The organism is Burkholderia sp. BCC1977 (assembly GCF_905339595.1).
GTDB lineage: Bacteria > Pseudomonadota > Gammaproteobacteria > Burkholderiales > Burkholderiaceae > Burkholderia.
This window is the reverse complement of sequence record NZ_CAJPGQ010000013.1, coordinates 72,593-84,831: the sequence shown is the minus strand read 5'-3', so window position 1 is coordinate 84,831 and position 12,239 is coordinate 72,593. Positions and strand designations below refer to the sequence as shown.

The following is a 12,239-nucleotide window of genomic DNA, read 5'->3' as shown; positions in this document are numbered from 1 at the left end:
GTCGACACGAGGCGAGCCGTGTGATGGGAGGCGGGAGGGAAGGGGGAAGGAGGGAGGCGGCGGCCCCTGCCTGGCCCGCCGTAACGGCAGGCAGGCGGTCAGGCGGGCAGGCGCGGGCGCTGCCCGAGGGGCGGGACGTAACGCGTGCGTCAGGCGTCCGGATACCACGCGTCGGTGAATTCGCTGACCCGGACGTCGCTCAGCTCCGGACGTGCGGCCAGCCATGCGCGCACGGTCTCGCGGTCGGTGTCGGTCGTCGTGCCGCGCGGCGCGCCGGAGATCACATAGGCGCCGATCCCTTCGTCAGCGGATGCGACGGTCAGCAGCCCGTTCGCTTCGACGAAATCGATGAACGCATCGATCAGCTGGCCGCGTTCGAGGTCGGACAGTTCGTTGCGGTATTGCGCGGTCGCGTTGAACGCGAGTTCCTGGAACTCGGCGATGTGGAGTTTCTTGCGCTGGCGGCGGTTGTGGCGTTGGCTCATGGTGTGTAACGAGTGAATGAGAGGTGGGAAAGGATCGCGCGGCGGCTGGTGCGGGCACGATGCCGACGTGCCGCGCAGCCCGGCCCGCAGCGAGTGGGGCGAGCGTTGCGCCGTCGCGATAGGCGGTTGACGTGCGGTTGCTCATGAAACCATTGTTGAACAATCGATCGACCGGGGTTCGCGGTGCGGCCTGGCCCGGCGGCTGATCGCACGCATGACCGAATGATACAGGGATGGCGAGTCTCGTCGGCCTTGCCAAGGTCGGCGGCTATTCGAACCACGGCGACGGCCGTATGTCGGACCCTCGCCAATCGTACAAGGGTCGTGTCGATCTCAGGCCGGGGGCTGGGTTTCTGGATCGCGGTCGACGAGATCCAGCGGCGCGTCGGGTTCGACGATCTTGCAGCAGCTTCGGCCCTGAAGGGCAGGAGAGGGTGTCGACGTTTCTCGCACTGTCTTCCGAGCGTGACCGCAAGCCACCGCGCGTGCCCCTGACGCTCGGCATGCTGACAGAAGCGACGCGCATCGGCCGATGAAATACGGACGCGATCGAGCGCGCTGCACGAGACCAGGCCGCCCGCGGGAAATGAGCAAACGAATCGGCGAAATGCAAAAAGCCCGCTTGCTGTCGCGAAGCGGGCTTCGATATTGGTTGCGGGGATAGGATTTGAACCTATGACCTTCGGGTTATGAGCCCGACGAGCTGCCAGACTGCTCCACCCCGCGGCGCGAATTATAGTGGCACTGCTGCGGTGCGTCAAACGGTTAGTGAGCCATGTTGAATTCGAGCGACCCTGCTTCGCCCGCCAGGGGGGGGCGCTTACGTTGCCTGAGCCCTCGAAGATCGGCGCGATAGTCGAAATTCTTGCCGATATTCTTGCTCGACACCGGCGGCAAGGGTTGGCGGCGCTCTCCCGGTTCGGAGATCGCCGCGGATCACCCTACATCAGCACGATGTCGTACTGTTCCTGGCTCAGGTTCGACTCGACCTGCAGGGACACCGGCTTGCCGATGAAGTCGATCAGCATCGCGAGATGCTGCGATTCCTCGTCGAGAAACAGGTCGATCACCTGCTGCGCGGCGATCACGCGGAATTCGCGCGGATTGAACTGGCGCGACTCGCGCAGGATCTCGCGCAGGATGTCGTAGCACACGGTGCGCGACGTCTTCACCTGGCCCTTGCCCTGGCAGGTCGGGCACGGCTCGCACAGCACGTGCGCGAGCGATTCGCGCGTGCGCTTGCGCGTCATCTCGACGAGCCCGAGCTGCGAGAAGCCGTTGACGGTCACGCGCGTGCGATCGCGCGACAGTGCCTTCTTCAGCTCGGACAGCACCGCGTCGCGATGCTCGGCGTTCTCCATGTCGATGAAGTCGATGATGATGATCCCGCCGAGGTTGCGCAGCCGCAGCTGCCGCGCGATCGTATGCGCGGCCTCGAGGTTGGTCTTGAAGATCGTGTCGTCGAAGTTGCGCGCACCGACGTAGCCGCCGGTGTTCACGTCGATCGTCGTCATCGCCTCGGTCTGGTCGATCATCAGGTAGCCGCCCGACTTCAGGTCGACGCGGCGCGACAGCGCGCGCTGGATCTCCGTCTCGATGTTGTACAGGTCGAACAGCGGTCGCTCGCCGGTGTAGTGATGCAGCTTCGGGCTCACCGCCGGCGTGAACTCGCCCGCGAATTCCGCGAGGCGCTGGTACGTCTCGCGCGAATCGACCTGGATGCGCGTCGTGTCGTCGTTCGCGAAATCGCGCAGCACGCGCTGCGCGAGATCGAGATCCTGGTACAGCAGGCTCGTCGCCGGCAGCCGCTGCGCTTGCGCGACGATGGTCGCCCAGGTCTTGCGCAGGTAGGCGACGTCGCCGCCCAGTTCGTCGGAGGTCGCATCCTCGGCGATCGTGCGCACGATGTAGCCGCCTTTCTCGTCCGGCGGGATCACGGCGGTCAGCCGCGCACGCACGGCCTCGCGTTCGGCCTCGCTCTCGATCTTCTGCGAGATGCCGATGTGCGGCTCCTGCGGCAGGTAGACGAGCGTGCGGCCCGCGATGCTGACCTGCGTCGACAGTCGCGCGCCCTTCGTGCCGATCGGATCCTTGATCACCTGGACCATCAGCGTCTGGCCTTCGAACACGGTCTTCTCGATCGGCTGGTGCGGCGCGCCCGACTGCGGCTCGCCCGCGAGGCGCGGATGCCAGATGTCCGCGACGTGCAGGAACGCCGCGCGCTCGAGGCCGATGTCGATGAACGCCGACTGCATGCCGGGCAGCACGCGCACGACCTTGCCGAGGTAAATGTTGCCGACCCGCCCGCGCGACAGCGTGCGCTCGACGTGAAGCTCCTGCACCGCGCCTTGCTGGACGAGTGCGACCCGCGTTTCCTGCGGCGTGAGGTTGATCAGGATTTCTTCGTTCATGGTGGGATTCAGAAGGCGACGCGCGCGGTGCGCAGCAGCGCGGCAGTCTCAAAAAGGGGCAGACCCATGATACCCGAATGGGAACCGTCGATTCGTTCGATGAATTCGGCCGCGCGTCCCTGGATCGCGTAGGCGCCGGCTTTGCCGAACGGCTCGCGGGTGTCGACGTAGCGCTCGAACGCGTCGCGCGGCGCGGCCGAAAAGCGCACCGACGAGCGCGACAGCGCGGGCGGCAGCAGTTCGCCGTCGGCGCCGATCACCGCGACGGCAGTCAGCACCTCGTGTTCGCGGCCCGCGAGGCGGGTCAGCATCGCGAGCGCGTCGTCGGCATCGGCCGGCTTGCCGAGGATCGCACCGTCGATCGTCACCGTGGTATCGGCGACGAGCACCGGTGCGGCCGGCTTGCCGCTCGCGACGAGGCGCGCACGCGCGGCCTCGGCCTTCGCGACGGTCACGCGCTGCACATATGCATCGGCGGCTTCGCCGGGCCGTTCGGCTTCGAGCGCCTCGGCGTCCTCGTCGGGGCGCGGCAGCAGCAATTCGAAGCGCACGCCGATCTGCTGCAGCAGCTCCTGGCGGCGCGGGCTTTGCGAAGCGAGGTAAAGGGTCGGAAAAAGGGCAGGGGGCGTGCTGGACGGCATGGTGTCGTTTTCTCGTTGAGCGCGCGCGGCGCGCGTCCCGAGGACGACACGTCATGCGCGGTGATAGGGGTGATTCTGCGTGATGCTCCACGCCCGGTAAAGCTGTTCGGCAAGCAGCACGCGCACCATCCCGTGCGGCAGCGTCATGCTCGAGATGCGCAGCAGCAGGTCGGCGCGCGCCTTGAGTTCCGGATCGAGCCCGTCGGCGCCGCCGATCACGAACGCGACGTCACGGCCGTCCTGCTGCCAGCCGGGCAGCGCCTGCGCGAGCTGCATGGTGGTCCAGTCGCGGCCGCGCTCGTCGAGCGCGACGATGCGCGCGCCCTTCGGCAGCGCGGCCTCGATCTTCTGCCGCTCGGCCGCCATCACGCTTTCCGCGCTGCGGCCGCCCGAACGCAGTTCGGGCTTGATCTCGCGCAGCTCGATGCGCAGCTCGGGCGGCATCCGCTTCGTGTATTCGTCGAAACCGGACGCGATCCAGCCGGGCATCTTGTGGCCGACCGCGAGGATGAAAAGCTTCATCGGGACGACTCGCTGCGACTCAGCGGCGGCGGGCCGCCGTCTTGCGCGCCGGGCGTGCGGGCGCTTCTTCCTCGTCGTCCTCGTCTTCGCTGGCGGTCGCGAAACCGTTCGGGCCCTTGCCGCCGCCGAGCTTCATCCGCACGGGCTTGTCGCCCCAGATTTCCTCGAGGTTGTAGTACTGGCGCAGCGCCGGCTGCAGGATGTGCACGATTGCGTCGCCGCAGTCGACCAGCACCCATTCGCCGGTGTCTTCGCCTTCGGAGCTGACGATGTCGCCGCCGGCTTCCTTGACCTTGTCGCGCACGCTCGACGCGAGCGCCTTGGTCTGGCGGTTCGACGTGCCCGACGCGACGATCACGCGGTCGAACAGTTCGGTCAGGTGGCTGGTGTTGAACACCTTGATGTCTTGCGCCTTGATGTCTTCGAGAGCGTCGACGATCACGCGCTGCAGTTTGCGAATATCCATGGAATCAGGAATGGTAGAGACGATGTTGAAGAATATAGGCCCAGACGGCGGCCGGCACATGCTCGGCCGACGCATCGGGCATTTGCGCGTGACGCGCGATGCATTCGCGCAGGTGTGCGCGGATGTCGGTTGCGGCGATATCGAACGCCAGCGTCGTGTCGATCAGCAGGTGGCCGGCCGGCGTGGTTTTCAGCACGTCGGCGCCGGCCTGCCGCCGCGCGATTTCCCGCGCGACGTCCGGCGGCGCCGCGCCGAGGTCGAAGCCCGGGCGCGTCGACGCGCACACGTGCGCGTAGTCGAACAGCTTGCGCCAGTCGCGCCAGGTGTCGAGCCGCACCAGCTGGTCGGCGCCGATCAGCAGCGACAGCGACGCATCGGGGCCGATCCGCTCGCGCCAGCGCGCGAGCGTCTCGACCGTATAGGTCGGCCCCGCGTGCTCGATCTCGTCGGTTGCGACGGTGACCGTCACGCCGGGCAGGGACAGCGCGCCGGCAGCGGCGCGCGTCATCGCGAGCCGATGCTCGGCGGCCGACACGTCGCGCTTCTGGTACGGCTGCCCGGCGGGCAGCAGTGCGAGCTCGGTCAGGCCGAGCACGTCGGCGAACCGGCGTGCGAGCGCGAGGTGGCCGTCGTGGATCGGGTCGAACGTGCCGCCCAGCAGGCCGATGCGACGTAACGGCGGGCGCGGCTGCGGGGCGGGGCGGGCGGTGGTGTTCAGAAAAACGTGTCCTGTTCTTGGGGCGGCGGGGGCGGCGGGCTCAGACCCAGTCGCGCGGCACGAGGAATTCGCTCAGGCGCGCTTCCGGCGAGCCCGGCTCGGGCTGCCAGTTGTAGCGCCAGTTCGCGACCGGCGGCATCGACATCAGGATCGACTCGGTGCGGCCGCCGCTTTGCAGCCCGAACAGCGTGCCGCGGTCGAACACGAGGTTGAATTCGACATAGCGGCCGCGCCGGTAAGCCTGGAAGTCGCGTTCGCGCTCGCCGTACGGCAGCGCGACACGGCGTTCGACGATCGGCAAATACGCGTTCAGGAACGCGTCGCCGACGCTCTGCATCATCTCAAACGAGCGTTCGAATCCGGGCTCGGAGAAATCGTCGAAGAAGATCCCGCCGATGCCGCGCGTCTCGTCGCGGTGCTTCAGGAAGAAATACTCGTCGCACCACGTCTTGAAACGCGGGTAGAGCTCGGCGCCGAACGGATCGAGCGCGTCCTTGCAAGTCTGGTGGAAATGCCGCGCGTCGTCCTCGAACGGATAAACCGGTGTCAGATCCATGCCGCCGCCGAACCAGAAGATCGGCGCCTCGCCCGGCTTCGTCGCGATCAGCATCCGCACGTTCATGTGCACGGTCGGGCAGTACGGGTTGCGCGGGTGCAGCACGAGCGACACGCCGAGCGCCTCGAAGCCGCGGCCGGCCAACTGCGGGCGCGCGGCGCTCGCCGACGGCGGCAGCGCATCGCCCGCGACGTCGGAAAAACCGATCCCCGCGCGCTCGAACACGCGGCCGCCTTCGAGAATCCGCGTGCAGCCGCCGCCGCGCAGGCGCTCCTCGGGCCCGCGCTGCCACGTGTCGGTCGCGAGCGGCGTGCCGTCGAGCGCGCCGAGCGCGTCGGCGATGCGTGTCTGCAGGCCCTGGAGGTACGTGCGCACGCGCGTCACGTCGTAGGTCGAATCGGTCATGTCTGGACTGGGTGCGCCCGCACGAAGCGGGGGCCGTAAAAAAGGCATCTGCCGGGCATTCTATCGAACCCCGGCAGAGGAGGCCGCCGTTTGCGACGGCAAGGCGGCGGTCAGCGCGTTACGTGCTCTTGCGATTCAGCGCGCGGAAACCGATGTCGCGGCGGTACTGCATGCCTTCGAAATTGATCTGGTTGATCGTCTCGTACGCATGCTGCTGCGCTTCGCGCACCGAATCGGCGAGGCCGACCACGCACAGCACGCGGCCGCCCGACGTGACCAGCTTGTCGCCTTCGGCGAGCGTCGTGCCCGCATGGAACGTGACGGCCTGCGCGGTCTCGGCCGGGATCCCGTTGATGCGGTCGCCCTTGCGCGGCGCGTCCGGATAACCGTGCGCGGCCAGCACGACGCCGAGCGCGGTGCGGCGGTCCCAGTCGAGCTCGACCGTGTCGAGCGTGCCCGCGATTGCCTGTTCGACGACCTTCGAGAAATCGCTCTTCAGGCGCGCCATGATCGGCTGCGTCTCGGGGTCGCCCATCCGGCAGTTGAACTCGAGCGTGCGCGGATTGCCTTCCTTGTCGATCATCAGGCCCGCGTACAGGAAGCCCGTGAAGCGGATGCCGTCCTTCTCCATCCCGCGCACCGTCGGCATGATGATTTCGCGCATCACGCGTGCGTGCATCTGCGGCGTGACGATCGGCGCGGGCGAATACGCGCCCATGCCGCCCGTGTTCGGGCCGCGGTCCTCGTCGAGCAGGCGCTTGTGGTCCTGGCTCGAGGCCAGTGCCAGCGCGTGCTTGCCGTCGACCATCACGATGAAGCTCGCTTCCTCGCCGTCGAGGAATTCCTCGATCACGACGCGCGCGCCGGCGTCTCCCAGCTTGTTGCCCGACAGCATCATGTCGACCGCGGCGTGCGCTTCTTCCAGCGTCATCGCGACGACGACGCCCTTGCCGGCCGCGAGGCCGTCGGCCTTCACGACGATCGGCGCACCCTTCGCGTCGAGGTACGCATGCGCGGCGGCGACGTCGGAGAAGGTTTCGTAGTCGGCGGTCGGGATGCCGTGGCGCTTCATGAACGCCTTCGCGAAATCCTTCGAGCTTTCGAGCTGCGCGGCTTCGCGGGTCGGGCCGAACACCTTCAGGCCGCGTGCGCGGAACAGGTTGACGATGCCGGCCGCGAGCGGCGCTTCCGGCCCGACGAGCGTGAACGCGACGCCTTCGCTTTCCGCGAAGTCGGCCAGTGCGTCGAGCGACGTGATGTCGACATTCTTCAGACGCTCGTCCTGCGCCGTGCCGCCATTGCCGGGCGCGACGTAGACCATCTGGACGCGCGGCGATTGCGCGAGCTTCCACGCCAGCGCATGTTCGCGGCCGCCGGAACCGACGACGAGTAGTTTCATGGGATTCCCCGCAGACTAGAAAACAGGGCGGCCGGCACGCTCAGGCGCGCCGGCCGCGAAATCGGTCGGGCCGCCGCCGCGACGATGCACACGGCGGCCGGCATCTCATTCCTCGACGATGACGGCGTTCGTATACACCTCCTGCACGTCGTCGAGGTTCTCGAGCGCGTCCAGGAGTTTCTGCATCTTCGCCGCATCGTCGCCGGTGAATTCGACTTCGTTCTGCGGCTTCATCGTCACTTCGGCGAGTTCGGCCTTGAAGCCCGCGGCTTCGAGCGCGTCCTTCACCGCCGAGAATGCCTGCCAGTCGCACAGCACTTCGATCGAGCCGTCGTCGTTCGTGCTGACGTCGTCCGCGCCGGCTTCGAGCGCGGCTTCCATCAGCGCGTCTTCCGACGTGCCGGGCGCGAACAGGAACTGGCCGACGTGATCGAACATGAACGCGACCGAACCGTCGGTGCCCATGTTGCCGCCGAACTTCGAGAATGCGTGACGGACTTCCGCGACCGTGCGGGTGCGGTTGTCGGTCAGCGTGTCGACGATGATCGCCGCGCCGCTGATGCCGTAGCCTTCGTAACGGATTTCTTCGTAGTTCGCGCCGTCCGCGCCGCCGACGCCACGGTCGATCGCGCGCTTGACGTTGTCCTTCGGCATGTTCGCGTCGGCTGCCTTGTCGACCGCGAGACGCAGGCGCGGGTTCGAGTTCGCGTCGCCGCCGCCCAGGCGGGCCGCGACCTGGATTTCCTTGATCAGGCGGGTCCAGATCTTGCCGCGCTTCGCGTCGGCTGCTGCCTTCTTATGCTTGATGTTGGCCCATTTCGAATGACCAGCCATACCTTTCTCCGTGCCCGGGCGCGTTGCGCGGGCGATTGTGCCAATGTGTCGTTGAATCGGCGGCCGTCTGGGCGGGCGTGATGCCGCGGGGCCGCGCGTGTCGAGTGGAGCGTGATTTTATCACGCGGCGACCGTCGCTTCGGGGCCGCCGCGCATGGCCGAACGGCCGGACGGGCCGTCGCGGCATGCCGCGCCGCGCGGCCCGGCGGCGCCGTGCGTCAGTTCTTGGTGCCGAACAGGCGGTCGCCCGCGTCGCCCAGGCCCGGCACGATGTAGGCGTGCTCGTTCAGGTGCGAGTCGAGCGACGCGACGAACAGCTTCACGTCCGGGTGCGCGTCCTGGAACACCTGCACGCCCTCGGGCGCGGCGACCAGCGCGACGAACATGATGTTCGCGGCCGGCACGTTGCGGCGCTTGAGCACGTCGACCGCGTGCACGGCCGAATAGCCGGTCGCGACCATCGGGTCGCACAGGATGAAGATGCGATCCTCGAGGTCGGGCAGGCGCACCAGGTATTCGACCGGGCGGTGATCTTCGGCGCGGTACACGCCGATGTGGCCGACGCGGGCGGACGGCACCAGGTCGAGCAGGCCGTCCGACATCCCGATGCCGGCGCGCAGCACGGGCACGATCGCGAGCTTCTTGCCCGCGATCACCGGTGCGTCGACCGCCACCAGCGGAGTTTCGACCCGCTTGGTCGTGATCGGCAGGTTGCGGGTGATCTCATAGCCCATCAGCAGCGTGATCTCGCGCAGCAGTTCGCGGAACGTGCGCGTCGACGTGTCCTTGTCGCGCATGTGGGTCAGCTTGTGCTGGATCAGCGGGTGATCGGTGATGAAGAGATTCGGGAAACGGCTGTCCTGTTTCATGACGGGGTGCCTTGGCGGCAAAAGGGGATCGGGGGCGGCGATGGCGTCAGGCCGGCCGCCGCTTATGGCCGCAATTTTACCAAGGCGCGCCGCGTGATCCGGATATTATCGACGTCTCACGACAATCCGCGTGCCGTGTCCGCTGGTTCGCAACCGTCCGCCCGTCCGGCGACGCGGCCGGGCCGCGCCGGCGCGCGTCGCCATAAAGGAATCGACGATGGATCTCGGCATCGCAGGAAAGACCGCGCTCGTGTGCGCGGCGAGCAAGGGGCTCGGGCGCGGCTGCGCGGAAGCGCTGGCCGCCGAGGGCGTGAATCTCGTGATCGTCGCGCGCACGCGCGACACGCTGGAGGAAACCGCGGAGGAGATCCGCGCCGAGTCGAACGTGTCGATCACCGCCGTCGCCTGCGACATCACCACGCCCGACGGGCGCGCGGCCGCGCTCGCCGCCTGCCCGCAGCCGGACATTCTCGTGACGAATGCCGGCGGGCCGCCGCCCGGCGACTTCCGCGATTTCTCGCACGACGACTGGATCCGCGCGCTCGAGTCGAACATGCTGACGCCGATCGAGCTGATCCGCGCGACCGTCGACGGGATGATCGGCCGCGGCTTCGGCCGGATCGTCAACATCACGAGTTCGGCCGTGAAGGCGCCGATCGACGTGCTCGCGCTGTCGAACGGCGCGCGCTCGGGGCTGACCGGCTTCGTCGCGGGGCTGTCGCGCAAGGTCGCGGGGCAGGGCGTGACGATCAACAACCTGCTGCCCGGGCTGTTCGACACCGACCGGATCGCGACGACGCTCACCGCGTCGGCGCAGGCGCAGGGCGTGACGGTCGACGAGATGCGCGCGCGGCGCACGAAGGAAATCCCGGCCGGGCGCCTCGGCACGCGTGCCGAATTCGGCGCGGCGTGCGCGTTCCTCTGCAGCGTGCATGCCGGCTATATCACCGGGCAGAACTGGCTGCTCGACGGCGGCGCTTATCCAGGCACGTTCTGACGCGGGCAGCGCCATTCACGACTACGACGACAATCGAATCACGAAGGAACCGGAGATGAGCAAACCCCGCATCGCACTGATTGCGCACGACGCGAAGAAGGACGAGATCGTCGCGCTCGCGGGCCAGTACCGCGCGACGCTCGCGCAATGCCGGCTGGTCGCGACGGGCACGACGGGCGGCCGGATCGCCGCCGCGCACGGGCTCGAGGTCGAGCGCAAGCTGTCGGGGCCGCTCGGCGGCGACCTGCAGATCGGTGCGGAACTGGCCGAGGGCCGCGTCGACATCGTCGTGTTCCTGCGCGACCCGATGACCGCGCAGCCGCACGATCCGGACATCACCGCGCTGGTGCGCGCGTGCGACGTGCACGACGTGCCGGTCGCGACGAATGTCGCGACCGCGCGGATGCTGCTCGACGATCTGGCGAAGAACATGCAGGACGTCTGCTAGGCGTTTGGCTGCCATCCGCCAGCCGTCTGCCAGCCCGATTGTCCCTGCTGGTGGCAGGGCCATGCACGCGCGGCGGCGACGCGCGAGAATCGGGCGTCGCGACGCGCATCGGCCGCCGGTCCCGGCCTGCACCGGTCGGCACTGGCCCGCGCGTCGGCGACCCGACTATCCCCCTGACCGATTCAGAAACGAGGAGCGAAACGATGCCGAAAGCAATCCGATACGACCAGCCGGGCGGCCCGGACGTGATGAAGTGGGTCGATGTCGAGGTCGGCGAGCCGAAGGCGGGCGAAGTCCGCATCCGGCAGCACGCGGTCGGGCTCAACTACATCGACGTGTATTTCCGCACGGGCCTTTATCCGCAGCCGCTGCCGGGCGGCCTCGGGATGGAGGCGGCGGGCGAGGTGACGGCCGTCGGCGACGGCGTGACCGCGCTCAAGGCGGGCGACCGCGTCGCGTATGTCGGGCAGCCGCCGGGCGCGTATGCGCAGGAGCGCGTGATGCCGGCCGAGCGGCTCGTGAAGCTGCCGGACGGGATCAGCTACGACGACGCGGCATCGGTGATGCTGCAGGGGCTGACCGCGCACTACCTGCTGCGCCGCACGTACCCCGTGAAGGCCGGCGACACGATCCTGATCCACGCGGCGGCCGGCGGTGTCGGCCTGCTCGTGTGCCAGTGGGCGAAGGCGCTCGGCGCGACCGTGATCGGGACGGTCGGCTCCGACGAGAAGGCCGCGCTCGCGAAGGCGCACGGCTGCGATCATCCGATCGTCTATACGCGCGAGAACTTCACGCAGCGCGTGAAGGAGATCACGAACGGCGCGGGCGTGCCGGTCGTCTACGATTCGATCGGCAAGGACACCTACATCGGGTCGCTCGACTGCCTCGCGCCGCTCGGCTACTTTGTCAGCTTCGGCAATGCGTCGGGCCCGCTGCCGGCGATCGACTCGAAGGAGTTTTCGTCGCGCGGCTCGCTGTTCTTCACGCGGCCGACGCTGTTCTCGTATATCGCGAAGCGTGCGGATCTCGAATCCGCGGCGGCCGAGCTGTTCGACGTGATCCAGTCGGGCAAGGTGAAGACGAGCATCAACCAGCGCTATCCGCTCGCGGAAGTCGGCCGCGCGCATGCCGACCTCGAGTCGCGCAAGACGACCGGCTCGACGATCCTCGTTCCCTGACGCATCCCTGCGTGCCGGCACACGCCGGCACGCACCCTCGCGGGCGGCGCCGGCCGCCGCCCGCCGTTCCCCGCCCGCCGTTCCCCGCCCGCCATTCCCCGCCCGCCATTCCCCGCCACGCGCGTTTACGCGTTTTTTATACCGGCCCGATTACCTTTGACCCGTCCTTTACGCGCGTTCCCATAAGGTTCTAGTCGTCTGATTCCGACGACGGAGAACACAAAAATGGATGGGGTTTTCATCGGCGTACTGGTGCTGTTCACCGCGCTGATCCTCGGTTTGCTTGCCGGTTGCGAGAAGCTCGTGCAAT

13 protein-coding genes and 1 tRNA gene are annotated in these 12,239 nt (G+C 67.9%); 3 read left to right on the top strand and 11 right to left on the bottom strand.

The features are described from left to right. Nucleotides 1-149: 149 nt before the first annotated feature. The 11 genes from U5771_RS13705 to upp form a co-directional block, all read right to left on the bottom strand. Entirely contained in the window at nucleotides 150-485 is a 336-nt protein-coding gene (locus U5771_RS13705; RefSeq protein ID WP_322024468.1) for a YggL family protein, read from the bottom strand. 649 nt (nucleotides 486-1,134) lie between these two features. Next, nucleotides 1,135-1,211: transfer RNA gene (locus U5771_RS13700), tRNA-Met, on the bottom strand. Nucleotides 1,212-1,426: 215 nt separating this feature from the next. Further along, nucleotides 1,427-2,896, bottom strand: a complete 1,470-nt coding sequence (gene rng, locus U5771_RS13695; RefSeq protein ID WP_322024467.1) for a ribonuclease G — start codon at nucleotides 2,894-2,896, stop codon at nucleotides 1,427-1,429. A gap of 8 nt (nucleotides 2,897-2,904) precedes the next feature. Then, complete coding sequence (locus U5771_RS13690) at nucleotides 2,905-3,537, bottom strand: Maf family protein (RefSeq protein ID WP_322024466.1); 633 nt, start codon at nucleotides 3,535-3,537, stop codon at nucleotides 2,905-2,907. Between the two features lie 51 nt (nucleotides 3,538-3,588). Then, nucleotides 3,589-4,059, bottom strand: a complete 471-nt coding sequence (gene rlmH, locus U5771_RS13685) for a 23S rRNA (pseudouridine(1915)-N(3))-methyltransferase RlmH (RefSeq protein ID WP_044844705.1) — start codon at nucleotides 4,057-4,059, stop codon at nucleotides 3,589-3,591. A gap of 19 nt (nucleotides 4,060-4,078) precedes the next feature. Next, complete coding sequence (rsfS, locus tag U5771_RS13680) at nucleotides 4,079-4,525, bottom strand: ribosome silencing factor (protein ID WP_322024465.1); 447 nt, start codon at nucleotides 4,523-4,525, stop codon at nucleotides 4,079-4,081. Nucleotides 4,526-4,529: 4 nt separating this feature from the next. Beyond that, on the bottom strand, nucleotides 4,530-5,243 hold the full coding sequence (locus U5771_RS13675) for a nicotinate-nucleotide adenylyltransferase (RefSeq protein ID WP_322024537.1): 714 nt from the start codon (nucleotides 5,241-5,243) through the stop codon (nucleotides 4,530-4,532). A gap of 40 nt (nucleotides 5,244-5,283) precedes the next feature. Further along, nucleotides 5,284-6,204 carry an oxygen-dependent coproporphyrinogen oxidase gene (gene hemF, locus U5771_RS13670; protein WP_322024464.1) on the bottom strand — a complete coding sequence of 307 codons (921 nt, stop codon included), beginning with the start codon at nucleotides 6,202-6,204 and terminating at the stop codon, nucleotides 5,284-5,286. Between the two features lie 118 nt (nucleotides 6,205-6,322). Continuing rightward, on the bottom strand, nucleotides 6,323-7,603 hold the full coding sequence (purD, locus tag U5771_RS13665) for a phosphoribosylamine--glycine ligase (protein ID WP_322024463.1): 1,281 nt from the start codon (nucleotides 7,601-7,603) through the stop codon (nucleotides 6,323-6,325). A gap of 105 nt (nucleotides 7,604-7,708) precedes the next feature. After that, nucleotides 7,709-8,437: a YebC/PmpR family DNA-binding transcriptional regulator gene (locus U5771_RS13660; protein WP_006752214.1), complete on the bottom strand. Its 729-nt coding sequence runs from the start codon at nucleotides 8,435-8,437 to the stop codon at nucleotides 7,709-7,711. Between the two features lie 218 nt (nucleotides 8,438-8,655). Beyond that, nucleotides 8,656-9,306, bottom strand: a complete 651-nt coding sequence (gene upp, locus U5771_RS13655) for a uracil phosphoribosyltransferase (RefSeq protein WP_006478229.1) — start codon at nucleotides 9,304-9,306, stop codon at nucleotides 8,656-8,658. Nucleotides 9,307-9,523: 217 nt separating this feature from the next. Between upp and U5771_RS13650 the strand changes: the two genes are divergently transcribed. From U5771_RS13650 to U5771_RS13640, 3 genes are all read left to right on the top strand, one after another. After that, the gene (locus tag U5771_RS13650) at nucleotides 9,524-10,303 is read left to right on the top strand and encodes an SDR family oxidoreductase (RefSeq protein ID WP_322024462.1); all 780 of its coding nucleotides are present in this window, start codon (nucleotides 9,524-9,526) and stop codon (nucleotides 10,301-10,303) included. Between the two features lie 55 nt (nucleotides 10,304-10,358). Then, nucleotides 10,359-10,751 carry a methylglyoxal synthase gene (locus tag U5771_RS13645; RefSeq protein ID WP_322024461.1) on the top strand — a complete coding sequence of 131 codons (393 nt, stop codon included), beginning with the start codon at nucleotides 10,359-10,361 and terminating at the stop codon, nucleotides 10,749-10,751. Between the two features lie 203 nt (nucleotides 10,752-10,954). Next, nucleotides 10,955-11,929 (top strand): quinone oxidoreductase, encoded by a 975-nt coding sequence (locus U5771_RS13640; RefSeq protein ID WP_322024460.1) that lies wholly within the window; start codon nucleotides 10,955-10,957, stop codon nucleotides 11,927-11,929. Nucleotides 11,930-12,239: the final 310 nt, after the last annotated feature.